Source organism: Salicibibacter halophilus (assembly GCF_006740705.1).
In the GTDB taxonomy this organism is placed as follows: Bacteria; Bacillota; Bacilli; order Bacillales; family Marinococcaceae; genus Salicibibacter; species Salicibibacter halophilus.
Genome location: NZ_CP035485.1, coordinates 1,010,239 through 1,035,228, shown reverse-complemented (window position 1 = coordinate 1,035,228; position 24,990 = coordinate 1,010,239). Strand labels below are relative to the sequence as shown.

General features: G+C 48.5%; 23 protein-coding genes, 1 pseudogene and 1 other annotated feature (1 of these 25 only partly in view). Of the genes and pseudogenes, 22 read left to right on the top strand and 2 right to left on the bottom strand.

Going from position 1 to position 24,990, the window contains the following annotated elements:
* Positions 1-82: a binding site (T-box leader), on the bottom strand; it reaches 132 nt to the left of the window's first position.
* A 115-nt stretch (positions 83-197) separates the two neighbouring features.
* The 4 genes from EPH95_RS18655 (at position 198) to coaD (ending at position 2,119) form a co-directional block, all read left to right on the top strand.
* Positions 198-416, top strand: a complete 219-nt coding sequence (locus EPH95_RS18655) for a hypothetical protein (RefSeq protein WP_160141617.1) — start codon at positions 198-200, stop codon at positions 414-416.
* The gene (locus tag EPH95_RS05030) at positions 371-652 is read left to right on the top strand and encodes a YlbG family protein (protein ID WP_142087877.1); all 282 of its coding nucleotides are present in this window, start codon (positions 371-373) and stop codon (positions 650-652) included. Before EPH95_RS18655 ends, EPH95_RS05030 begins: the two co-directional genes overlap by 46 nt.
* A gap of 370 nt (positions 653-1,022) precedes the next feature.
* The gene (gene rsmD / locus EPH95_RS05025) at positions 1,023-1,637 is read left to right on the top strand and encodes a 16S rRNA (guanine(966)-N(2))-methyltransferase RsmD (protein WP_227004120.1); all 615 of its coding nucleotides are present in this window, start codon (positions 1,023-1,025) and stop codon (positions 1,635-1,637) included.
* A complete protein-coding gene (gene coaD / locus EPH95_RS05020) occupies positions 1,634-2,119 on the top strand; it encodes a pantetheine-phosphate adenylyltransferase (protein WP_142087873.1) in 486 nt (161 codons plus the stop codon). The genes rsmD and coaD overlap by 4 nt, the downstream gene beginning before the upstream one ends.
* On the opposite strand, the gene ylbJ is transcribed toward coaD, so the two are convergent.
* Positions 2,116-3,315, bottom strand: a complete 1,200-nt coding sequence (ylbJ, locus tag EPH95_RS05015) for a sporulation integral membrane protein YlbJ (protein ID WP_142087871.1) — start codon at positions 3,313-3,315, stop codon at positions 2,116-2,118. The genes coaD and ylbJ overlap by 4 nt on opposite strands.
* 122 nt (positions 3,316-3,437) lie before the next feature.
* Between ylbJ and EPH95_RS05010 the strand changes: the two genes are divergently transcribed.
* Positions 3,438-4,229 (top strand): patatin-like phospholipase family protein, encoded by a 792-nt coding sequence (locus EPH95_RS05010; RefSeq protein ID WP_142087869.1) that lies wholly within the window; start codon positions 3,438-3,440, stop codon positions 4,227-4,229.
* Complete coding sequence (locus tag EPH95_RS05005) at positions 4,226-5,266, top strand: YlbL family protein (RefSeq protein ID WP_227004053.1); 1,041 nt, start codon at positions 4,226-4,228, stop codon at positions 5,264-5,266. The genes EPH95_RS05010 and EPH95_RS05005 overlap by 4 nt, the downstream gene beginning before the upstream one ends.
* Positions 5,267-5,470: 204 nt before the next feature.
* Here EPH95_RS05005 and EPH95_RS05000 read toward each other — a convergent pair whose 3' ends face one another.
* Entirely contained in the window at positions 5,471-6,703 is a 1,233-nt protein-coding gene (locus EPH95_RS05000; protein ID WP_160141616.1) for a nucleotidyltransferase, read from the bottom strand.
* Positions 6,704-6,929: 226 nt separating this feature from the next.
* Between EPH95_RS05000 and EPH95_RS04995 the strand changes: the two genes are divergently transcribed.
* From EPH95_RS04995 to EPH95_RS04925, 16 genes and pseudogenes are all read left to right on the top strand, one after another.
* Entirely contained in the window at positions 6,930-7,457 is a 528-nt protein-coding gene (locus tag EPH95_RS04995) for a YceD family protein (RefSeq protein ID WP_142087863.1), read from the top strand.
* 22 nt (positions 7,458-7,479) lie between these two features.
* A complete protein-coding gene (gene rpmF, locus EPH95_RS04990) occupies positions 7,480-7,659 on the top strand; it encodes a 50S ribosomal protein L32 (RefSeq protein ID WP_142087861.1) in 180 nt (59 codons plus the stop codon).
* Between the two features lie 396 nt (positions 7,660-8,055).
* Complete coding sequence (locus EPH95_RS19630; RefSeq protein ID WP_142087860.1) at positions 8,056-8,604, top strand: RsfA family transcriptional regulator; 549 nt, start codon at positions 8,056-8,058, stop codon at positions 8,602-8,604.
* A 439-nt stretch (positions 8,605-9,043) separates the two neighbouring features.
* Positions 9,044-10,666, top strand: coding sequence for a bacillithiol biosynthesis cysteine-adding enzyme BshC (gene bshC / locus EPH95_RS04980; RefSeq protein ID WP_142087858.1), 1,623 nt, complete (start codon positions 9,044-9,046; stop codon positions 10,664-10,666).
* Between the two features lie 501 nt (positions 10,667-11,167).
* A complete protein-coding gene (gene mraZ / locus EPH95_RS04975; protein ID WP_142087856.1) occupies positions 11,168-11,599 on the top strand; it encodes a division/cell wall cluster transcriptional repressor MraZ in 432 nt (143 codons plus the stop codon).
* Between the two features lie 14 nt (positions 11,600-11,613).
* Complete coding sequence (gene rsmH / locus EPH95_RS04970; RefSeq protein WP_142087854.1) at positions 11,614-12,552, top strand: 16S rRNA (cytosine(1402)-N(4))-methyltransferase RsmH; 939 nt, start codon at positions 11,614-11,616, stop codon at positions 12,550-12,552.
* A gap of 12 nt (positions 12,553-12,564) precedes the next feature.
* The gene (gene ftsL / locus EPH95_RS04965) at positions 12,565-12,912 is read left to right on the top strand and encodes a cell division protein FtsL (RefSeq protein ID WP_142087852.1); all 348 of its coding nucleotides are present in this window, start codon (positions 12,565-12,567) and stop codon (positions 12,910-12,912) included.
* 50 nt (positions 12,913-12,962) lie between these two features.
* Positions 12,963-15,158, top strand: a complete 2,196-nt coding sequence (locus EPH95_RS04960) for a penicillin-binding protein (RefSeq protein WP_405127420.1) — start codon at positions 12,963-12,965, stop codon at positions 15,156-15,158.
* Between the two features lie 86 nt (positions 15,159-15,244).
* Positions 15,245-17,173 (top strand): stage V sporulation protein D, encoded by a 1,929-nt coding sequence (locus EPH95_RS04955; protein ID WP_142087848.1) that lies wholly within the window; start codon positions 15,245-15,247, stop codon positions 17,171-17,173.
* Between the two features lie 90 nt (positions 17,174-17,263).
* On the top strand, positions 17,264-18,736 hold the full coding sequence (locus tag EPH95_RS04950) for a UDP-N-acetylmuramoyl-L-alanyl-D-glutamate--2,6-diaminopimelate ligase (protein WP_142087846.1): 1,473 nt from the start codon (positions 17,264-17,266) through the stop codon (positions 18,734-18,736).
* Positions 18,737-19,184: 448 nt separating this feature from the next.
* Positions 19,185-20,168: a phospho-N-acetylmuramoyl-pentapeptide-transferase gene (mraY, locus tag EPH95_RS04945; protein ID WP_142087844.1), complete on the top strand. Its 984-nt coding sequence runs from the start codon at positions 19,185-19,187 to the stop codon at positions 20,166-20,168.
* A complete protein-coding gene (gene murD, locus EPH95_RS04940) occupies positions 20,165-21,523 on the top strand; it encodes a UDP-N-acetylmuramoyl-L-alanine--D-glutamate ligase (RefSeq protein ID WP_142087842.1) in 1,359 nt (452 codons plus the stop codon). The genes mraY and murD overlap by 4 nt, the downstream gene beginning before the upstream one ends.
* A gap of 119 nt (positions 21,524-21,642) precedes the next feature.
* The gene (gene spoVE, locus EPH95_RS04935) at positions 21,643-22,746 is read left to right on the top strand and encodes a stage V sporulation protein E (protein ID WP_142087840.1); all 1,104 of its coding nucleotides are present in this window, start codon (positions 21,643-21,645) and stop codon (positions 22,744-22,746) included.
* Positions 22,747-22,823: 77 nt separating this feature from the next.
* Positions 22,824-23,188: pseudogene (locus tag EPH95_RS19770) on the top strand (glycosyltransferase); the annotation flags it as partial.
* Positions 23,168-23,917, top strand: coding sequence for a UDP-N-acetylglucosamine--N-acetylmuramyl-(pentapeptide) pyrophosphoryl-undecaprenol N-acetylglucosamine transferase (locus EPH95_RS04930; RefSeq protein WP_405127451.1), 750 nt, complete (start codon positions 23,168-23,170; stop codon positions 23,915-23,917). The pseudogene EPH95_RS19770 and the gene EPH95_RS04930, both read left to right, overlap by 21 nt.
* 43 nt (positions 23,918-23,960) lie before the next feature.
* Entirely contained in the window at positions 23,961-24,749 is a 789-nt protein-coding gene (locus EPH95_RS04925; RefSeq protein WP_142087839.1) for a cell division protein FtsQ/DivIB, read from the top strand.
* Positions 24,750-24,990: the final 241 nt, after the last annotated feature.

Genomic DNA, 24,990 nt, shown 5'->3' with positions numbered 1-24,990 from the left:
CGTCAGTGGCGCGAATGTTTCAGCCAGCCATTCGCTCTCTGGTGCATGACGGTCCTTTACTATTTCCTTTCAGCGCTTATTCGTATATCTGGGTGCTGCAAGACGGATTTTCTAGCGCCCGCCTGCATCGTGCATTTGTATTTATGAAATTGTTGCTAATATATCATGTTCCTCGGCGGATTGCAAGGAGATTTTATGTGCGAATGGATGGATCGATGTTTCATGGCGACGCTGTGCGCCCGGCGCTTGCCGATCCGGGTATCATGCTTATCGACGTATGTTGTCATTTTACGAAAATATTGTCCATTCCCTATCCCCGTGATACACTACGGTTGAAACATGAATTTTTTGATCCGAGGAGAGAGGATCTATGTACGAACAACGCCAAGGTTTGGTCGTTTGGTTCCGGTCCATGAAACATGTGCGCCAGCTTCGAACGTATGGGCATGTGCAATATGTCTCCAAGAAAATGAAGTACGCAATGCTTTATTGCGATCAGAAGGAAGCAAAGCATCTAAGTGAACAAATTGAACGATTATCATTTGTAACCGAAGTAGAGTGGTCGAAACGGCCGCAGTTGGATATGAATTTTAATAAGGAGCCGAGTGCTTCCAAGGTATCTCAAACAAAGGCTGACAATGTTCACGTATAGGTTGGCATAAGGCCTGGCGAATAAATCCTCGCCGGGCTTTGTTTTTGTGGCGGTACAGGGGGAGAGAAAATAAAAAACCGCGCACCAATCCGGTACGCGGCGCCTGTTGTAAACATTACAGGCAATGGGAGAGGAGAAACCGGAGGAAGCGCTTATGGGGAAATGTAAGCGTTCTCCGCGGTTATCTGCAACATGGGATCATGTTGCTATCCATAGTCTAGCCCCGTCCGATAGGAAATATACACAGACATCCGAAGAAAATATTAAATCTCGATTTAGCCGAAGTTTCCGAGACACAGATGGCATACATGTTGCCGTTCGCCCCGATAATTTTCACTGTCCTTTTGCCTCTGACACCTGTTTGTCGAATATGGTAGGATGGAATCGAATAAGGAAAGGCGGCGAAGTGATGCGTATCATTGCAGGGAGCAGAAAAGGAATACGGCTTAAAGCTGTCCCGGGGTCAGAAACGCGCCCAACTTCCGACCGCGTAAAAGAAGCGCTTTTTCAAATGATCGGTCCTTATTTTCAAGGCGGGACGGGCGTTGACTTATACGCAGGGAGCGGGGCGCTGGGAATGGAAGCGCTCAGCCGCGGGATCGATGAGATGTATTTTTCCGATACTTCCGGTGCTGCCATCAAGGTTATCCGGGAAAATGCAAGAAAGTGCCATTTTGAAGGCCAGGCCCACATCTACAAGCAAGGGGCCGTGCGAATGGCAAAGAAGCTTCTCCATGAAAAGAGAAAATGTTCGCTCATTCTCTTGGATCCGCCTTATAAGCAGCAGCAACTTGAAAGGGACATTACGCTTATCCAAGACTTGGAGATCGTCACTCCCGAAACGGTTATTGTTGCGGAACATGCTTCCTCTTTGAATCTGGCTCAGGAGATCGGCAATTTTTCAAAATCCCGAACGAAAACCTTCGGAGATACGCAAATCAGTATTTTTACCACTCCAAACATGGAAAGGAACGAACAAGGATGACAACAATAGCAGTGGCCCCGGGCAGTTTTGATCCGGTGACAAACGGACATCTTGACATCATTGAACGAAGCACAAAAATATTTGATAAAGTGATTGTCGCCGTGCTGATTAATAGAAACAAAACCCCGCTCTTTAATATTGAAGAGCGAGTGGAATTATTGCAAGAATCTTTCCGGGATTATCCCAACGTCGAAGTGGATTCTTTTGACGGACTTTTGGTTAATTATGTGCGTTCGAAAAATGCAAATGTGATTGTGCGCGGATTGCGGGCGGTCACCGACTTTGAATACGAAATGCAATCGACGTCCATTAACCGAAAGATGGACAAGGACATCGAAACCTTTTTCATGATGACAAATAACCAGTATTCATACTTAAGCTCTAGCATTGTAAAAGAAGTGGCGAAAAATAAAGGCGATGTAAATGGACTGGTGCCTTCGCACGTCGAAGATGCATTAAAACAGAGGTATAACGTGCCTTAAATGGATGCCTTCATTCTTCGCTTATGAAAAATACAGATGGATATCACCAACATTCCAAGTGTGAAGTAGGGGGAGCCCAAAAGGAACATCTCCCATATTTCCCGGATAACCGTTGGATGGCCCCACCCCGTGAAAACGGCGATGCCATCAGGCCGGTATAATGCATTCCAGCATAAGTAGGTGAGAATAGCGGCAATGACTCCTTGTAAACAACGGGCAATGAAGAAAGGACGAAACCTTATATCGGTTTCTGCCATTAAACTCCCTGCTTGTGCCTGCGCGGAAAAACCGGCAAATGCAAGCATGAAGCTCGTAATGATGATCTTTTGTTTCAGCGGTGCATCGGTAAGGCTCGCCAGTTGGCTGCCGAGGGTCATTTCAAACAAACCGGAGATCATCGGTACGCTAAGTTCGGATGAAAACTGAAAGACAGCCAAGATCACGCCGACGATCATGGCGAGGACGGCGGTTACGTTAAGGAGTGACAAAATTTCATTGATCACCGAGAACAAAATGATAAAACCGCCGATCATGAGCAGCGTTTGCACAGAAGATTGGACCGCGTCGCCTAATATTTTCCCGATCGGCCGATCATCGCGCAATCGTTCCTCGTGAAGCATTTGAAAAGCCGCTTTCACGGAAGGGAGGGCGAGCTTTTTTTTTGAGCGTGAAGAAGCCTCCTCCTTTCCATGGAATCGCATGATAATCCCTACGAAAAAATTTGCTCCATAATGCGCAACAGCTAGCAGGATGCCAAGGGCGGGATCATGAAAAAAACCGACGGCAATGGCCCCAAATAAAAACAACGGGTTCGAAGCGTTCGTAAAAGAAACAAGCCGTTCGGCTTCGATGGTCGTGATCCGTTTATCTTTCCATAATCGCGTAGTCATTTTGGCACCGGCAGGGTAGCCGCTCGCGATCCCCATGGCCCACACAAATCCCCCGGTCCCGGGAACTTTAAATAGCGGGCGCATAAATGGTTCCATAAATGCGCCGAGAAAGCTTACGACTCCAAACGAAATCAGTAATTCTGATATAATAAAAAAAGGAAGCAAAGAAGGAAAGACGACATCCCACCAGATGGAAAGGCCTCGTAAGGATGCATCAAAAGCCTCTTGTGGAAAGACCATAAGGGAAGTTGCAAGAATTACCGCGCTTATGCCCAGCAATAGGGACTGCCAGTGGGAACGTGTCATCTTTTTTCTCCTTCCGGTGATGGGACAGGTTCTTCATTACTACAATACGAGAGAACGTTTCAATTTAGACCATTTAAGTATGGAGTCACAAAGCAACACCTCGATTCAAGGAGGAGACCATTTTGAACGATCAACCGTCCGTCGGCCTCGCGCTAGGTTCAGGAGGCTCTCGCGGATTCGCGCATATCGGAGTGTTGGAGGTGCTTGAGGAAGAAGGCATTCCGATCGATTTTATCGCCGGAAGCAGCGTGGGGGCGGTTATTGGAACATTAGCCGCTCTTGGGCGAACCGCTGATGATTTAAAACAATTGGCAAGTCTGTTTCGCAGAAAATATTATATTGATTTCACGGTCCCGAAAATGGGACTTGTGAGCGGCAAACGTTTGGAAGAATTATTTTATATGTTGACGAAAGGGGAAATGCTGGAAAACCTGGATACGCCCGTTACTGTGGTCACGACAGATCTGAACAGTGGGGAGAGGGTTCTTTTTACGGAGGGCTCTATCGCGAAAGCCTTGAGAGCCAGCATTTCCATCCCCGGCATTTTCGTCCCGGTCCGATACGATGATTATCTGCTCGTAGACGGAGGAGTGATCGATCGCGTTCCGGCAAAAATTACAACCGACATGGGGGCAGATCTCGTTATCGCGGTCGATGTTTCTTATTTTCCCGAAAGTCCATCGACGTCGTCGATTTATGATGTCATTATGCAAAGCATGGAAATTATGGCTCGGGAACTCGTCAAAGCCAAAAAAATTAACGCGGATATTCTTATGAAACCGATCATCCAGGGGAATAATGCGATTGTCTTTGATGATACGGAATCGCTCATTCAACAAGGACGGGAAGAAGCATTGCGCCAGCTGCCGCAAATCCGGGAAAAGATTGAGGCATGGAAGGGGAAAAGATCGTGAGTGAGGAAAGGAAAGAGCGAAGGTTTTCAAGAACATGGTTGATTGCAGGGCTCGTGATCGTTTTATTGTTGGTCTATCAAATTCCGATGCCATATTATTATTCTCAACCAGGAGATGCCGTAGGATTGAATGAATTCATTACGGTAGAAGATGGGACTGGAGAAGAAGGGGAATTTTACTTAACAACGATTCGGCAAAGCCAAGCCAACCTGATTCTTTATGCGTGGTCATTTTTAAGTCCGTACCGGGTACTAACACCTGAAGAGGCAGTTCGCATGGAAGGGGAAACGGATGATGACTACCATAACCGGCAATTGCACGCGATGCAACAATCCCAGCACGCGGCTACAATCGCGGCTTATGAAGCAGCCGGGGCTGAAGTGCATGAAAATGGGGTGCTCGTCACACAGTTTGTGGACGGAATGGGTGCCGAAGAGGAGCTGGAATCCGGGGATGTTATTACTGCCGTTGAAGGTGAAACCATAGGCAATATTGACGAATTGAACGAGTCACTGGCGGAAAAAGAAGCGGGAGATTATGCACAGTTGAGTGTTAATCGGGAAGGCAGTGCCATGGAGTTGGATGTAGAGATGGTGGAGTTTCCGGAAGAGATGAATCATGCAAATGAACCGACGGTTGGACTCGGGATTGAATTTCCCGTCAATCAACGGGAGTTTGAACCCGATGTAACCATGGAAACCGGCGATATCGGCGGACCATCGGCGGGGTTAATGTTTGCCCTCGAAATGTATAATCAACTGGTCGAAGAGGATTTAACGTATGGTTTGAACATTGCCGGCACCGGCTCGATAGATGAGGAAGGGAACGTGGGGCGTATCGGCGGTGTTGGCCAAAAAGTGGTGGCCGCGGATAATGCGGGCATTGATGTCTTTTTTGCGCCACAAGACACCGGTTTAAGTGATACATCCGACTATGAAATGGCAGTGGAAGCCGCAGCGGACATTGACACATCGATGGCGATCGTTCCTGTACTGGAGCTTCAAGACGCCGTTGAATACTTGGAGGATGAAGGTTAGAAAATGGGGCAAAGACTGCCTGCAAGCGCTGGGCGCCCCGATCCCTCTAGGGCTCGGCCCCGTCGCCACATACTCCATGAATTTGGGCGACTTTTATCGATCTAAAATCCGAGCAATCCCCGAAAGTAGAACGATAGACAAGGTCAAACTTGCCGCGGATCCCGTTGGGTTGTCTATCAGAGAAAGGACTTTTGAAACGTTACACTAGTCTTCCTTCTCCAAATACACCGGTGGTTGGGCATATTCGTCCTGCCATTTCTCGACTCTTTTCGTTCCGCTTAAAATTGCGAAATACGCCCGTGCCGCTCGTTCGTCCAGCGTTTGTTGGGTGTTTTTCCTCTTCGGAGGGCGATTATACAACGATAATGGCGTGCGGTTTTTAACTGCGTTCAAATACTTCCGTCCGGGTTCATTGAATCCGAGGATACGAATGTCACGGGGGCGCGCCTCACTCCCGAAAACTTTGTCGATATCTGTTTTGGTCGTGCCGGTAAGCATGTGTACAGCCAAACGTTGGAGGCGTGTCCAAGTGTAGCGTTTTGTTTTTGCTGTATTCATGAAGTTCTGGAAGGTTGGTTGTTTTAAGGCGGTTTTTATAAATCGATTCTCAAGCCCTTCCTCCGCTTCATATATTTGGGCAAGGGCATCGGAAGAGCGTGTGCTCAGCAACAATTGCAAGAATTGGTAGTAATCATTCCATGTGTGCATCGGCTGCCCTTTTTCGTAAAATTGTTCCATTTTTTCATAAACCATTGGCGGCACATAGGGACGAATCAGGCTTACGTCTGCATGTTTGGAAAGGATTTTGCGAATCGCGGTCGCGCTAGCAATCGATTGCCCCTCCGGTAAAACTTCGTCATGATATTGGGCGTGGATGCGGGGGATCGTATTGGCGTTGATCGTTGCTCCCAATTGACGGGCGGCTTTGACGTAATGATACCCGAGGATGTTGTTTGGCTTCGATAAATCGGGAAGGTGTTCGGGCGGGTCGACGTCATGAAAGGCTTTCGCTTGTGCGGCAGGAAAAGAAACGCCACTCGCTAAATGGTCACGTACATTTTTTTGCAGTGGGGAGTGGTGATTTTGCATAAAGGCGTCAAGTTCATGGAAATTTTGAATAGACCCTGCCTCACTGCCAAAATAAAATTCATCGGCGAACAAATCGTCGAGAATGGAGACGGCGCCTCTGGCAAACCAATGGGCATGCTGGGTAGAGTAGGCATAGGGGAGCTCAACCACGAGGTCCGCCCCTGCTGCCAGCGCCATTTCGGTTCGCGTGCGGCGCGAGAAGCTTGCCGGTTCGCCACGCTGTAAAAAGTAGCCGCTCATGACACAGATGGCAACATCGGCTCCGGAAGCTTTTTTTGAAGCTTGCAAATGATAAGCATGTCCGTTATGTAAAGGGTTGTATTCAACAATGAGACCGACGGATTTCATAAACATACGTACAGAACGTTGTTGCGGGCGGGGAAGGACGCAACCGTCTGCTTCTCTCCTTTCGGCGTTTTTGGCGAGATGGTTTTTCGCGATTAAGGATGCGATATGTTACACTAATGGTTAGTGTATCGAGCGTTCACTACGCCCAGTATAATGTAAAGAAATTATGTTGACAAATCATGAATAGGACCGCTATAATTATTTTTGTTGTCTTGAGGTGAAGCAATTGCGCTGGACGATTCAACAACTATTGGCTAACAGTGCAACTGGCATTGAAATTGATCGTCACGTTGATGTAAGTGAACTTACAGAGCGGGATAAAGAATTAATAGCCATTTCAAAAGCTCATGTGACCGGCAATGTTGAGATCGAAAATCAACACGCTCATTTTCATCTGACGGTTCAGGGGACGATGACCTTGCCGGATTCCAACACATTGGCCGATACCGACGTTCCTTTTGATCTTTCAACGGTTGAAAGTTTCCGGCTTGATGGATGGGAAGTCCCAGAAGGTGATGAAACCGTGAATGCTCCGGAGAATGGGTATGTGGACTTGCTTCCATACATTAAGGAACATATTTTATTGGCCATTCCCATGCGAGTGATAAACACAGCAAAAAAAGAAGGGCCGGCTCCACAGTCCGGTACCGATTGGGACGTTGTAAACAGGGAAGAAAGAGAAGATTCGGATGCAAAAGACAACGTTGATCCTCGCTTGGCAGATTTGGCTAAGTTCTTTAGAGAAGAGGATTAATCGTTAGAAGGAGGTGGCAGAAATGGCCGTACCAAAAAGACGCACGTCTAAAACGGTAAAAAGACAACGGAGAACACACTTCAAACTGGATGTTCCCGGCATGGTGAAATGCCCGGAATGCGGAGAGTTGAAAAAATCCCACCGCGTATGCAAATCATGCGGAACGTACAAAGGGGAAGAAGTGACCGAAGCGAAAGATTAAATGAAAGAAACCCTTGTTGGATAAAAACGAGGGTTTTTCGTTTATTTAGCCCCAGTGAAAATTGATCTTGTCTGTGAAAGGCAAGATTTTTTTGGTGTATCGGGACGATCGCCGCTCCATTATTTTCCACCCCTAACTGCTACCCCAAAATTAGGTCTAGCATGTAAGCATGCTCTATTTTCTTCCAAACAACTGAAATTTCAATCATAGAAGGATAGAGTCGCGCATAAACGTACATAATGAGTGATAAGCCGTAAATGAATTCTATGAATCGTGATCGATTTATCCCGCGCAAGATGTGCTAGTGCCGGCGTTGCCGCAGGGCGTGACGGTCTTATCTGGCGTACATTTTTACCATGGAAATCTCATTTTATTAAAGTATTGGAGGGAAATGGAATGACTGCATTGAGGCAGGACGCATGGAGTGAAGAGGAAGACTTGATGTTAGCGGATATTGTGCTCAAAAACATTCGCGAGGGAAGGACCCAATTACAAGCGTTCGAAGAAGTAGGCAAAAAGTTGGAACGGACCTCGGCGGCATGCGGTTTTCGTTGGAATGCGACCATTCGAAAGAAGTATGATGAGGCGGTGAAAATCGCAAAGCAACAAAAGAAAAAACATGGGAACGATAAAAAGATAGAAGCCATTTCGGCAGAAGATCCTTCTCCTGCGCCAAGTACACCGAAACATAAACAAAGGCAGGCCGAAACGGACCAAAGTTTAAATTTAGGAGATGTCATCACTTATTTAAGAAAACTGGAAAAGGAGGAGCGAGACAACAGCTCGTTGCAAGAATCGCTTGCAAAAGAACAGGAAAAAACCCAGGCGTTAACGTTTGAAAAAGAAAACTTGCAACAAGAATTGGAGCGCTTGCGTGACGATTACAAATCATTTTTATCCTTGCTGGATAGAGCAAGGGAATGGAAGGGAGAAAAAGAGACCTAGATTCCCGCGAAAAAATGAAAGAATTGCCGGTTCTGTCTGCCTGAGCAATATCCTTAAACAAAAATCCCGTGCTCCGCGATGCGTAGTGGAACGGGATTTCCATTCGTATCAAGCAGATCATAAGCAAACGTATGGTTCTTGTGCTACACTAAAATCAAATGCTACCCAAGGCTTACATGAAGGGGTTAACGGGCAGGGGGGGAGAAAATACTCCTCTCTTCATCAATGTGTCTTTCTTTCCCTGGTTTCTTTTTTTTGCTATGCTCATTTTGGCTCCTTCAAAGCAGGAGCGTCAGATAATGGGTGTCGCACATTCCGGTGTCTGCACATTGAAGATCCCTAGTGGCGCATCCCATTTCACTTTATACATACGCATGTGCCAAACCAAACTAGCTGCAGCTTTTATACATCTCTTAGAATAGAAGAAAGGTCGGTAAACATGACGGTAGAATCATTCCCCGTGCAACTTCAGGGGTGGGCCCATCGTTATGCTCAAGGGGATCCAACCATTCGGGCATTTTACGATTATCCTCCTTTTGGAGAGGAGGAAAGGCGCTGTCGTGAGTTGCAGAACTACGATTTTAAACGTGAGCATTTGCGAAATGCGCTTTACCAATATCACAAAAAATATGAACATCGAGAGAAGGCACTCGAACAAATTGATAAACTTCAAGATGAACGAAGCGTTGCGGTTGTCGGCGGGCAACAGGCCGGTTTGTTAACGGGGCCGATTTATACGGTTTCCAAGGCGCTCACTGTGTTGTTAAAAGCGAAAGAAGAAGAAAAGAATTTGGGGGTTCCCGTTATTCCGGTATTTTGGATTGCCGGTGAAGACCACGATTGGGAGGAAGTTAATCACATTTACGTTCACGGCAATGATGGGAAGCTATCAAAAATAAAATATGAAGGGCGCACGAATACCGGCGCCCCTGTCTCTGAACAACCCATTGATCTTCCTGCCATGCAGCGGTGGTTACATACCGTGTTTCTCAACTATCGGGAAACGCCGTATTCACGAAAATTGCATAATCAACTGGCGTCTTTCGCAAAAAAATCTTCCACCGTCTCCGATTTTTTTGCGGAAGTAATGCTTTGGCTTTTCCGTAGGCAAGGCCTTGTGCTTATTGATCCGCAACAACCGCTGTTTCGCCAACTGATGACCGATACTTGGACACAATTGATCGAGGGCAATAATCAGGTAAGAGCATCGTTTGCCGCCGGGAAAGCGAAAGTGGAGCAAGCACATGATGCCGGGGCGTTCCTCGAAGCCTCGGAAGACCACACCCATTTATTTTATAGCGCGGATGGTCGAAGGGAAAAATTGATTGTCCATTCAGACGGGGACCTCTCCCTCCAAAACGGCCAATATAAAATGTCGCGGACGGACTGGGCACTGGAAGCTAAAAATTATCCGGAAAAGTTTAGCGCAAATGTCTACACACGCCCGTTCGTACAAGAAAAGCTATTGCCGGTATTAACGTTCGTCGCTGGTCCCGGGGAAGCAGCTTATTGGTCCATGGTCGGGCCGCTTTTCCATCATTTCGGAAGACGGGTCCCTCCTGTGGCCCCACGCGACCACCATACGTATGTCGATCGCAAAAGCGAAAAAACGATGAACGCGGAGACTTTATCGGTGCACAAGGTGGCGAATGAAGGAGCAACCGAGTATGCCCATGACCTGGAAGGAAAAACCCGGCAATTGGATACGGAAAACTTGTTTCAAAAGAGCCTCGCGGTTGCCGGTGAAGGCCAGCAAATGCTCGCCAACGCTTTATATGAGCTGGCGCCCAGCGAAGAAAAATACGCGGATAAGAACTATCAACGGCTGCAACAAGTGCTCAAAGAGTTGCAAGAGCGCATTGAGCAAAAACAATTGGAGGCCATCAAGCCCAGAGTGGATAATGTAAAACAGCTGGAAAAACGCTTGTTTCCAAATGCGCAACCGCAAGAACGCGTGTTGAACATTATGCAGTTTCTTAACGAATATGGAGAAGAACGCGTGCTGTCCTTGTTTGAACAAACAGAATCGGAAACATTTTCCCACCGGTTTATGTATTTTTAAAAGAGGGTGGACCCTTGTCCTGAATCCCCCCCACTTCTCCCCACCCACCATTCCCCACGTACGTGGGGTTTTTTCTGTCGATAGTCGTTTTTTTCTTCATTTCGTTTGGCAGCTGTCGGCTTTCCTAGACATGTATCCCCACGCAGATATACGGATGTGCAACCTTTTCATCGACAGAGAATCCCTTTACGCCAAGGCACCCGCCTCTACTATTTTCACCTCTAGTAACTGCCATTTAGGGTGTAATCAGCCCTTAAGCAAAAATGTATCACTAAAAAACAAATCGAGGAGAGGATGCGCCTGGAAATCTGCATGGCCATCCTTTTTTACTTGCAAGGAAAAGAAAGATAGAAATAAAAAAAATTCACCGCAAAAATCGCCATTTTTCGCATGTTTCACGAGTTAGCCCATTCCAAACGCAAAAAAATCCAAAAAATAACGTGGTGTAAAGTGGGGGTTTGTGGTAAATTAGGGGTACCAAATGGAAGGGAACGGCGAGCCATGTTCATGGGAGAATATTCACACACCATTGACCAAAAAGGCAGACTGATTATTCCTTCTAAATTTCGAGAAGAGTTGGGCGATCAGTTTGTCATCACAAGAGGGATGGACCAGTGTGTCTTTGTATACCCAAGAACAGAATGGGAGCAATTGGAACAGAAATTAAAATCGCTTCCCTTTACGAAAAAGGATGCGCGCGCATTTACACGTTTTTTCTTTTCCGGGGCTGCTGAGGCCAGTTTTGATAAACAAGGCAGGGTGAATATCCCTTCCACGCTTTGTGAGCATGCAAAATTGGAAAAGGATTGCGTAGTGATTGGCGTATCCCGACGTGTGGAGATTTGGAACAAGTCAATTTGGGAAGACTACTTTGCGGAATCTCAAAGCTCCTTTAGCGATATTGCAGAATCCCTGGAAGATCTGGACTTGTAAAAGGGGGGATTTTTATCAGCCCGTACAGTCATGAAACCGTGTTGTTGCAGGAGGCAACAGCCGGCCTTAACATCACCGGAAACGGCACCTATGTGGATTGCACGTATGGACGGGGCGGCCATTCGGCGGAAATTATAAAACAGCTCAATGAGCATGGCCATCTATACGCCTTTGATTCGGATCAAGAAGCAATTGAAGCCGGCCGGGAGCGTTTTGCGGCGGAAGCAAAGGTGACGCTTACCCAGGGGAACTTTCGTGACGCGCCGGCCAAACTGGATACATACGGGGTGGACGGGGTAAATGGCGTATTGTTTGACCTCGGCGTCTCTTCCCCGCAACTGGATGATAAATCCCGTGGCTTTAGTTATCGAGGGGATGAACCACTCGATATGCGTATGGACAGGCAGCAGGCCCTTACCGCTGAAGAAATTGTCCACACGTGGCCGTTCGAATCCCTTGTGCACATCATCTCCCGATACGGAGAAGAGAAATTTGCAAAACCTATTGCCCGTGCCATCGAAACGGAACGGGGGAAAAACAAGATTACCTCCACGGAACAATTGGCAGAACTCATCAAGAAGGCCATTCCCGCAGCAACACGAAGAAGCGGCGGCCATCCGGCAAAACGAACGTTTCAGGCACTCCGAATTGCTGTCAATGACGAACTCCAGGCATTTGAAGATGCCCTCACCGCATTTATTGCCAAGCTGGAATTAGAAGGCCGGATAGCCGTCATTACTTTTCATTCTTTAGAAGATGCCATTGCAAAACGAACGCTGAATACGTATTGCCGAACACCCGAACTTCCATCCGGACTTCCCGTCATTCCCGAACATATGAAACCGACAATGAAGTGGGTCAATAAAAAAACCATTGTACCCGCACATGAGGAGATAGAAAGAAATCGTCGGGCAAGATCGGCACGGTTGCGTATTGTTGAAAAAATAAGGTAGAGGAGGGCGTAAATGAGCAACCTAACACAAAAACAATATGTAAGAGAAGAGCAAAGGCAAGTCCAAACCGTACAAAATCGAATTGAAAAGAGATTAACCCGCGGCGAAAAATACTTAATGGCATTAATTGTAATGGCGGTCGTTGTTACTGCAGTGCTCATGGTTTCAAATTATGCAAGCATGTATGGACAACAACAGGAAATCTCTCAACTGCAAAGCGAAATTAACCAACAGCAGCAGTATAACGAAGGATTGGAACACCAAGTTTCGGAACTTAGTGATCCTGAGCGCATTTTGGAAATCGCGCAGGACAATGGAATGGAACTGAATGAAAATAACGTCACTGTCCTTCAACCTTAAAAACATTTATTTAGCAAGGTAATTTTGCCGGAAAAATTCATACGCGGGTGGTGGGACTGTTGAAGCGAACAACGATTATTTCCAGGGCATTCCTTCTCTTCGGGTTGGCAGCCATCATCATCGCTGTATTGGGCGGAAGGTTTTTGTTTGTGCAAGTTTCCAAGGAAATCGACGATGTGGATTTAGAAACACTTGCAAATGAACGCTGGACGAACAATGAGCCTTTGCATGGAGAGCGCGGCGCCATTTACGCGAGCAATGGAGAGGCGATTGCGGAAGAAGTCACCAGTTATACCGCTTTTGCGGTTCTTGAAGATGGATATGAAGGCGCAATTGATGATCCCGAAGGGACAGCTCAAACCCTCGCGCCTTACATTGACATGGAGGAAGCGCGCTTGGCCGAACTTTTGACGAGTGACCAGTTTCAAGTTGAATTAGGCTCAGGCGCGCGCCAACTTAGCTACGAAGAGAGAGAAGAAATCGAAGACTTAGGGTTGGAAGGGATACATTTTCGCCCCGAACCAAAACGCTATTACCCAAATCAAGCATTTGCCTCCCACGTCCTCGGCTATATCGACCGGGGCTCCGATGAAGCGATTATGGGGCTGGAAGCCGCCTTGGATGAAGAGCTCGAAGGCGGAGGCGGCTCGATGAGCTACCAGGTGGCCCGCAACGGTGTTCCGCTCCCCGGAAGTGATGAAGAAATCACCGACGCTTATGACGGAAGCGATGTTGGGCTGACCTTGGATTCCAATATCCAATTGGCGTTGGAACAGGCGATGACCTCCGTCGACGATGAGTACAATCCGGAGCGGATGAACGCGATCGTTGCCAATGCGAAGACGGGTGAAATTCTTGCCATGAGCAACCGTCCCGACTTTAACCCAAATAACTATGAAGATATTACCAATCATACAAATTTTACTGTTTCCGACCACTATGAACCGGGCTCCACGTTTAAAATGTTCACCATGGCCGCGGCCATTGAAAGCGGGGAGTATGATGGCGATGAGGAGTTTGAATCCGGCACCTACGACCCCGGTTATGACGTTACCATTAGCGATCATAATGACGGGGAAGGTTGGGGGGAAATTACGTTTGATGAAGCAATGGAGCGCTCTTCCAATGTTGGTTTTTCAAAGCTTGTCAACGAAAAAATGGGCGCAGACACTCTTTATGAATACCTTGACCGGTTCGGGTTCGGCAGAGAAACCGGCATTGAACTCCCCAATGAAGCAGCAGGTTTGATGAGTGAAAGTGACCTCGACGCCATGTACACCGCCTTTGGCCAATCATCCGCAGTGACGCCGATTCAACAAATCCAGGCGGCTACAGCGATTGCCAACGACGGACAAATGATGCAGCCATATATTGTGGACCGTATTGAAAACTCGAACGTCAATGAAACGGTCTATGAAAGTGAACCCGTGCTTGCCGGAGAGCCGATTTCCGAAGAAACGGCAAAAGAAGTCCGAGAGCAACTGGTAGAAGCGGTATACGGGGAAAACGGCACCGGCGGTGCCTTTCAAGTTGACGACATGACCATTGCCGGTAAAACGGGAACGGCACAAATCCCGTCAGAAAACGGTTATCTATCCGGCCATGATCAAAACATCTTCTCCTTTTTGGGGATGGCCCCGGCCGATGATCCGGAAATTGTCACTTATGTGGCGGTGGACCGGCCGAATCTATCGGCAGATGAGTCCGGTACACAACCGGTATCGACGATATTTAACACCGTGATGCATCAAAGCATGCAATATTTACAGCTTCAACCTGATGAGTCGTCCGTTCACGGAGAAGAGGGCTCGTCGGAAGGTGGCGGCATTGAAGTAGAAGATGTCACGGGGGATCGTGCAGAACAAGCGGCGGAAACCGTGAGCGAGCAAAATCTCGAACCAATTATTTTGGGAGAGGGAAATCGAATTGAACACCAATATCCATTTGCCGAGGAGGATGTCATAGACGGAGAAAAAATCTTTCTCGTCAGCGACGACAGCTGGGAGATGCCCGACATGACCGGGTGGTCGGCAAGGGATGTGGTGAAATTCAGCACAGCTACCGGCATGAACATTGATCACTCCGGCACCGGTTATGTGAGCGACCAAAGCTTGGAAGCCGGCAGTGAAGCGGGAAGCCATGATTCAGTCACCGTGGAATTTGTCCATCCTGATGATGAAGAGGAAACGGACGCTGAAGAAGAAAGCGATGAGCAAGAAGAACAAGAAGAAACGGACGAAGATTAGATAGCAAATGCATGCTCCACGTTCATAAAGCAGGCGTACAAGCATAGATTTGAAAGGGAAGTATCTATCAGATGAGGTGGCCTTTCATGTCTAAAATCACAAGAACGCTCGTGCGCCGGCGCTTGCTCCTGGCTTTGCTGGCCGGTATCGCGTTAACGCTATTGCTCATGGTGAGGCTCGGCTATGTACAGTTTTCCCTTGGCGGCTGGTTGACCGAAGAAGCCGAAGAGTCTTGGAGCAGGGATTTGCCTTTTGAAGCGGAGCGCGGAGAAATATTGGACCGGCATGATGAAGTGTTGGCAACGAATGTCAGTGCACCTTCTGTGCTCGTTGTTCCGAGACAGATCGAGGATCCGGTCGAAACAGCAGAGCAACTCGCGGATGTTTTGGACGCCGAGCAGCAAGATGTATATGAGCAAATTACGGAAAATAGCTCGATGGTTCGATTGACCCCTTTCGGGCGCAAGATTGACCAAGACCGTGCCTCGGAAGTACGGGAACAACGTCTGCCCGGTGTCTACATTGTTGAAGACAACAAGCGCCATTATCCGAATGGCGAGCACCTTTCGCACGTATTAGGGTTTGCCGGCATCGACAATCAAGGCCTCACAGGAATCGAAAAACAATACGATGAACGTTTGCAAGGCGAGAGTGGACACGTTTCTTTTTTTTCCGATGCCCAAGGCCAGCGGTTGCCGGATATGGCAGATCAATATCAAGCTCCGCAAAATGGGATGAATGTACGGCTGACCATTGATGATCAAGTGCAAACCATTATCGAACGAGAGTTGGACAATGCCGAAGCATCGTATGATCCGGACGGAGCACTAGCCATTGCCATGGATCCCGACAATGGGGAAATCCTCGGAATGGCGAGTCGGCCGCACTATAATCCAGATGATTACCAAGCGGTCTCCCCAGAGATTTATGACCAGAATCGCCCCATTTGGTCCACGTATGAACCAGGCTCTACGTTCAAGATCATTACACTAGCGTCTGCCCTTGAAGAAAACGAAGTGGATCTCGACGCAGATACTTTTAACGACCCCGGATATATTGAAGTAGCCGGAGAACGCTTGCGATGCTGGAAAAAAGGCGGGCACGGCCAGCAAACGTATTTGGAAGTAGTGCAAAACTCCTGTAACCCCGGGTTCGTGCAATTGGGAGAACGATTGGGAACAGAGACGCTCTTTGATTATATTGATCAATTCGGTTTCGGTGAACGAACCGGCATTGACTTGGAAGGCGAAGGCACCGGGATTCTATTCGATGTAGAAAATGTGGGACCGCTGGAACGTTCCACGACAGCTTTTGGGCAGGGCGTGTCCGTAACGCCAATCCAACAAGTGACAGCTGTTGCTGCTGCTGTGAACGGCGGGACCCTTTACCAACCTTTTATCGCGAAAGATTGGCTTGACCCTGAAGACGGCGTAGTTCTGGACAGCCAGACGCCGATGGAGAAACGGCAAGTCATATCCGAAGAGGCGTCGTCGGAAGTTCGCCGGGCACTGGAACACGTCGTTGCGCAAGGCACCGGTGGAGGAGCGTTTGTCGACGGCTATCGTGTCGGCGGGAAAACCGGAACTGCCCAGAAAGCGCAAGGTGGCCGGTATTTGGAAAACAATCACATCGTTTCGTTTATTGGTTTTGCGCCAGCCGATGACCCCGAAATCGTCGTATACGTCGCCATCGATAATCCGAAAGAAACGGTGCAGTTCGGTGGTGTCGTAGCCGCGCCGATCGTTGGAAATGTCATTGGCGACAGTTTGCAGGCGATGGGTGTTCCGCGGCGGGATGATCAAATAGAAAAGGAATTGACATGGTCGGATGTTCCATATTTAGACGTCCCTGATGTCACAGGTTTAACCTTAAGAGAATTGCATGATGCCAACTATCCGCTTAACCTGGAAGTTTCAGGGGATGGGGAAGAGATTTACCGTCAATCCCCAGCTGCAGGCGAACGCGTGGAAGAAGGATCAACAATGCGTCTGTACATGAGGGAGAAAAGCGATTAAAATAGTCTATGGACGCTCAGCCAAGGAAAGCCTTGGCTGTTCTCACATGTAGGTAACGGAAGCCATGGGGCTGAAAGGAAGAAAAAATGTATGGAATTACATGAATGCTTGGCGGGCTTGCTCGCATATACCAAAACGAAAGCTGAAAATCCGTTTGTTACTTCCGTGGAAATGGATTCTCGCCTTGCTCAAGCAGGGACACTATTTGTTGCCATTCGAGGATTTACGGTTGATGGCCACCGCTATGCGCAAGAAGCTGTCGAAAAGGGGGCAGTTGCCGTTGTTGCCGAGGAAGATGTCAATGTTGACGTTCCGACCGTGATTGTCACCGACACCAAACGGGCGCTTGCGCAAATCGCCAATCGTTTTTACCATAGCCCGACTCACAGTCTGAATCTCATCGGTGTTACCGGAACGAACGGGAAAACGACAACAACGCATCTGTTGAATCAAATTTTACAAGATGACGAGCGGAAAACAGGCTTGATCGGCACCCTTTATACCCAATATAATGACGAAGTCCTGGAAGCGAAAAATACAACACCGGAATCATTGATATTGCAGCGAACCTTTTCGGATATGAAAGAAAAGGGTGTCACCGATGTGACGATGGAAGTCTCTTCGCACGCATTATCCCTTGGCAGAGTTCGTGGAACGGAGTTTAATATCGGTGTTTTTACAAATTTAAGCATTGATCATTTGGATTATCACGAAACGATGGATGATTACAAACAGGCAAAGGGACTCTTGTTTTCACAACTTGGCAACGCTTATGATAAGGATTTGAAAGTCGCGGTTGTCAATAACGACGATCCTTATGCGCGTTATATGATCGATGTATCGGCAGCGCCGGTTCTTACGTACGGCCTGCAGGACGGGGCGGATGTTCGTGCCCGTGATTTGCGCGCGCGGCCGACGGGGACTTTTTTTACCCTTGTGGTCGGCGACGAATCGATTGAATTAAACTTGAAAATGATCGGACGTTTCAGCGTATACAATGCCTTGGCTGCCGCTGCGGCAGCGTATGTGTCAGGGGTTTCCCTTTCGGTGATTAAACAGAGCCTGGAAGCCGCGAAACCGATCCCGGGACGGTTCGAACCGGTTGAAGAGGAGCAGGAATTCGCGGTTATCGTTGATTATGCCCATACGCCGGACAGTCTGGATAACATCTTGCAAACGGTACGGGAACTGACAGAGCAAAATGTCTACGTGATCGTCGGATGCGGCGGAGACCGTGACCGTACGAAGCGCCCGGAAATGGCAGGGATCGCTGCCGCCTACGCCGATGAAGCGATTTTTACGACGGACAATCCACGCAGTGAAGACCCGCGTACCATTCTTCGTGATATGGAAGCAGGGGTGGAAGGCCAGTCTTTCCGGACGATCGAGGACCGAAGAGAAGCCATCCGTTACGCCGTTCATAAAGCAAAAAGCAAAGATGTCATCGTTATTGCCGGCAAAGGACATGAACCCTATCAGGAGGTTGACGGAACCTTTCATACGTTCGATGATCGCGTGGAAGCAAAAGAGGCGATCCGAGACCGGCGGGAACGTGAAAAATAGCAATCGGCATTGAATGAGAGAGGCACAAAAAGGCCGCACGGTTTGATCGCCGTCGAAAAGTTATACCAAATGACGAAACAACGCACCTCTAAAGCACGAAAACTTGCGCTCCGGGGTGCGATAGATGGTCCAACGCACCTCTAAAGCACGGAAACTTGCGCTCCGGGGTTCGATGAAAGGTCCAACGCACCTCTGAAGTGCGAAAACTTGCGATCCGGGGTGCGATGAAAGGTCCAACGCACCTCTAAAGCGCGAAAACTTGCGATCCGGGGTGCGATGAAAGGTCCAACGCACCTCTGAAGCGCGAAAACTTACGATCCGGGGTGCGATGAAAGGTCCAACGCACCTCTGAAGCGTGGAAACTTGCGATCCGGGGTGCGATGACTGACTTCTTCAGGCTACCCGCCTCCGAAACCTTACTGAAGTAGAAACGAAGGGAGTGAACACCTTGAATGAACCATCGATTTTAGCAGCCATCGTAGCAGCTTTTGTGCTAAGCGTACTCCTTTCCCCTTTGTTCATCCCGATGCTGCATCGGTTGAAATTTGGGCAAAGCATTCGCGAAGAGGGCCCCTCCAGCCACCAAAAAAAGAGCGGCACACCGACGATGGGCGGTATTGTCGTTATCCTGGCAATGGTTTTGTCCGTGCTTCTCGTTACTTTCTTTTTCACCGACTTGGACTTCAATTATCAAATCGGGCTGTTAATGCTCGTGACCATCGCCTTTGGCCTTGTCGGTTTTATGGATGACTTTATTAAAGTCGTGTTAAAGAGAAATCTTGGCTTAAACTCGAAACAAAAATTACTCGCGCAATTAGTCGTCGCTGCCATTTTCTATTTTGTTTTACGAGAATATGAATTTTCCACCGTCGTGCAAATTCCGGCCACCGGTTTCAGCGTGGATATCGGTATTCTTTATTTGTTACTCGTGGCGGTCATGCTCGTCGGAGCTTCCAACGCCGTCAATTTAACGGATGGCCTGGATGGGTTGCTCGCCGGTACGTCCGCGATTGCATTCGGGGCCTATGCAGTGCTTGCCTGGTATGCAGGCTTCCCCGAGGTCGCTGTTTTTTGTGCCGCTGTCGTCGGCGCGGTCCTTGGTTTTCTCGTATTCAATGCCCATCCCGCGAAGGTTTTCATGGGAGATACGGGTTCCCTCGCCCTTGGCGGGGCTATTGCCGCGGTCGCGATTATTTTGAAAATGGAAATCCTCTTAATCATTATCGGCGGTGTCTTTGTCATTGAGACCTTATCGGTCATTATCCAAGTCATCGTGTTTAAATGGAAAGGAAGACGCGTGTTCAAAATGAGCCCGCTGCACCACCATTATGAATTATCCGGCTGGTCGGAGTGGAAAGTGGTGGTCGTCTTCTGGCTTTGCGGCATCGTCTTTGCAGTAACCGGCGTTTATATAGAGGTGTGGGCCATATGACGAATCATCCATCACTTGCTAATTTAAAAAATAAAACCGTCCTCGTTCTCGGATTTGCCAAGAGCGGAAAAGCAGCAGCCCACTTGCTGGTTAAACATGGGGCTCGAGTCATCGTAAATGATGCAAAACCGTTCGGGGAATTAACGGAAACAGAAGAGTTGGAAGCAGCCGGAGTAGAATTTGTGACCGGCGGCCACCCTTTGCGCATGTTTGGAGAGTCCATTCACCTTATCGTTAAAAACCCCGGCATTCGGTACGATAATCCGGTCGTCAAAGAAGGTCTGCACCGGGATATCCCCATCGTAACGGAACTTGAGTTGGCGTATTGGTTGGTGCAGGGCTCCCTTGTTGCCATCACAGGTTCGAACGGAAAAACAACGACTACGACAGTCGTTCATGAAATGTTGCTTGCTGATCAAAAAGAAGCGAAAATCGCGGGCAATATCGGATTGCCAGCTTGTGAGGTAGCCGAATCCGTGGGCGAAAACGAATACATGGTAACAGAAGTCTCCAGTTTTCAACTGAAGGGAACCATTGATTTTCGGCCCCATATCGCCGTGCTTTTGAATATTTTCGATGCCCATCTCGATTACCACGGGACGCGGGCCGATTATATCCAGTCAAAAGCCAACATTGCCGCCAACCTGAGTGCCGACGATTATTTTGTGTACAATGCCGATGATCAAGTGGCCAAAGAAGTTGCCGTGAGACATAAAGGAACGAACGTCCCGTTCTCCGTCACAAACAGACTAGCAGAAGGCGCCTCTCATGAAGAGGGGACGGTGTATTGGCAGAACGAGCCGTTGCTGCAAACGGATGATATTGCCCTCCCGGGCATACACAATCTCGAAAACGTGTTGGCCGCCGTCGTGATTGCCAAACTGCTGGATGTATCCGATGATACGGTGAAAAGCGTACTGGCTGCATTTACAGGCGTTGAACACCGCTTGCAATTTGTAAAAGAGATGAGCGGGCGTAAAGTGTACAATGATTCCAAAGCAACGAACATCCTGGCGACATCGCGAGCCTTGAGCGCTTTCGGGCAGCCTATCGTTCTGATTGCAGGCGGATTGGACCGGGGCAATGATTTCTCTGCATTGGCCGAAAGCTTAAGCAATGTAAAGGCAATGGCTGTGTATGGCGAAACGGGCAAAAAATTGAAGGATGCGGGCGCTCTTGCCGATGTTCCGGTGATCAAACAAACCGTCCGTTTGCAGGAAGCGGTAAAGGAAGCGTATGCCGCTTCCGAAGAGGGAGATATTTTATTACTGTCCCCGGCTTGTGCCAGTTGGGATCAGTTTAGAACATTTGAAGAGCGTGGAGATTGTTTCGTTAGCGCTATCGAAGAGCTATAAAGAGGCATTTCCAACCTCCAACCTCTCACCTCCCACTTCTAAAACGGACAAACCGTCATACGTATGAATAAAGCCTTGTCTCGGGACAAGACTTGAATCGCGGGTGGCGGGGTGAAGATGTGAAAAAAAACAAACAAACGGTTGATGGAATATTACTGTTTGCCATTTGCGCATTGTTGATCATAGGGGTCATCATGGTATACAGCGCGAGCGCGGCTTGGGGAGAATATCGTTTTTCCGACCCTTTCCATTTTGCTAAACGGCAAATGCTGTTTGCGGGAGCCGGATGTGTCGGGATGCTTCTCATGATGCGTTTCGGATACTGGCAATGGCGCAACTATGTGCTCACGACGCTCTTGGTCTGTTTTGCCCTCTTGGTTCTCGTATTGATTCCGGGGGTGGGATTGATCCGGGGAGGCGCGCAAAGTTGGATCGGCGTCGGCGCCTTTTCAATCCAACCGTCGGAATTTATGAAGTTGGGCATGATTTTGTTTTTGGCCCATTGGCTGGCGACAAACCAGCAGAAAGTCTCACATTTCCGTACAGGCATGTTGCCGCTCCTTGCCATTATTTTTACTGCATTTGCATTGATCATGCTGCAACCGGACCTCGGTACGGGAGCGGTTATGGTAGCCACTTCGTTTATTATGCTTTTCATTGCCGGCGCGAAAAAAGCCCATTTTGCCTGGCTGGGAACGATTGGAGCGGCAGGCTTCGTCGGTTTGATCGCTTCGGCGCCGTACCGGATCGACCGGATCACGTCTTTTTTTGACCCTTGGAACGATCCACTCGGGAGCGGGTTTCAAATCATTCAATCCCTCTACGCGATTGGTCCCGGTGGTTTATTCGGCATGGGCTTCGGGGAAAGCAGACAAAAATATTTTTATCTGCCCGAGCCACAGACAGATTTTATTTTTGCCGTGATCGCGGAAGAAGGTGGGTTTATTGCCGGCGTCTTTGTTATCCTTTTGTTCGCGGTCATCATGTGGCGAGGGTTGCGCACGGCTTTGCTTGCCCCAGATTTATTCGGAACGCTGCTGGCTGTCGGGATTATCGGCATGTTGTTTGTGCAGGTGATGATCAATATCGGTGTCGTCATCGGTTTGTTTCCGGTGACCGGCATCACCCTTCCTTTGCTCAGCTACGGCGGTTCGTCCCTTACGCTCATGCTCGTCGCGCTCGGCATATTGTTAAACATCAGCGCGCATACACGGGTCACATGATCCGTGGGTAAAGAGGAAAGGGGGTTATCCAACCTCCAACCTCTCACTTCCAACATCTAATACCTGAGGTGAAACAGATGAAAGTTTTGGTCACCGGCGGAGGCACGGGAGGGCACATTTACCCCGCGATTGCCATGATTAAAGCGATTCGCGAGGAGGACCCGTCGGCCTCTTTTTTATATGTGGGAACGGAAAACGGATTGGAAAACGAGATCGTCCCGAAATACGACATCCCTTTTCAGACGATCGAAATCAGTGGTTTTAAACGGAAGCTGTCTTTTGAAAACGTAAAAACCGTCCGGCGTTTTTTGAAAGGAACCTCTCGGGCAAAGAAGTTGATCCGTGAATTTAAGCCTGACGTTGCCCTCGGGACCGGGGGTATGTGGCGGGCCCCGTCATGTATGCGGCCGCCCGTTTGGGAGTGCCGACGGTAATTCATGAACAAAACAGCATTCCGGGTCTGACGAACAAGTTTTTAAGCAGATATGCCACAAACGTCGCGGTTTCTTTTCAGGAAGCCTCCGGCTATTTTCCAAAAGATAAAACAGTGTTCACAGGGAACCCGCGTGCCTCCGAAGTCGTTAATGCCGAAAAGACCAACTTGGCAGCTGAATTCGGGTTGAAAAACGATCTTCCCGTCGTGTTAATTGTAGGTGGGAGCCGCGGGGCACAGCCCATTCATGATGCCTTTTTGCAAGCTTTACCTCAATTATCCGACAAACATTGTCAATACTTATACATCACAGGAAGCGTTCATTATGATAAAGTGAAGACAAGCATATCCAATGAGGAAACGAGCGCAAGGGTTGTCGTCCGTCCATTCATCCACAATATGCCTAACGTGCTCGCGAGTGTAGACGCGGTCGTCAGCCGTGCCGGCGCTACAACATTGGCAGAAATTACAGCGCTTGGCATTCCCTCCATCTTAATTCCCAGCCCCTACGTCACGAAAAACCATCAGGAAATGAACGCCAGAGCGTTGGAAGACGTTGGCGCTGCAATTGTGCACAAAGAAACGGATTGGTCAGGGGAGGCACTCGAGGCGGACATTAGAACCCTTTTTCAAAATGGCAAAGCGGCCGAGATGCAAACGGCGGCAGTATCCATCGCCGTTCCGGAGGCAGCCGGTCGGTTACATGAAGTCATGAAAACAGTCGCGAACAAGCGGTGAAAATACACGACAAACGGCTCCGTGTCAAAGAGGAGGTTGGCGAGTGGCAGAACGAAAAGTTGTATCCGCACATGAACGAATCCCCGCGTTAAAAGAACAACGAAAAAAACGTGCCAATCGCCGGCTGATCATTTCTCTCATCACGATTTTTTTGTTGATCGGAATCGTCGTCTATTTGCAATCCCCTTTAAGCGACATTCAAGCGATTGATGTGGACGGAGTTGTCACCGGGGAAGAGGAAGAGATAACTGCTCAAAGTGGCTTGGAAACAGGGGATAATATGTGGGCAGCCGATCTTGGGGAGGCGGAAGAAAGAATTACTGAGGAACTTCCGCATGTGATGGAAGCTTCTGTTTCGCGCTCATTTCCGAGCACGGTACATATCGCCATCAATGAGCAGGAACGAGTCGCTTATATAGAAGAAAGTGAAACGTACGTCCCTGTATTTGCAAATGGGGAACAAAGCCCCGATCAGCGTGTGGAGCAACTTCCAGGAGATGCGCCCGTTATTTATGATTGGAACGATGAATCCCGGTTGGAAATTTTGTTGGCAGAAATGGAAAAACTTACAGACGGGGTCGTTAATCGGATATCGGAGGTGCACCCGCTCGATGAGCAACATGACGGACTGCGATTATATATGAATGATGGGGTTGAGGTGGAAACGACGGTCCCCAACTTTGCCGAGTACATGTCCGGCTATCCTTCTGTCGCCGAAGAAATTGATCCCGAAGAACCGGGAGTTTTGCACATGAAAATGAGGCCTTATTTTGAAAGCCACGCAACCCCTGAAGAAGATTCCGACGATTCCGATGACGAGGAGAGCGAATAAATGAGCCATCGATCCGCTTAAATGCGTGTGACGCATGGGGGATAAAGCCCTGGTTTGTGTTCAGCAGCGAGGATCGGTGACATCATTCGCCACAGGCTGATTTCTCATAAACAGTGGGTTTCAGCCGGCATCTATCTCAAAAATAAGGATGTTAAGGTCACTGTTAATTAAGCCTTTTAGATGCAAATTCATTATTCTTTTGGCCTAAAGGCTGAATTGTAGCGATTTTCGCTTTTCTCCA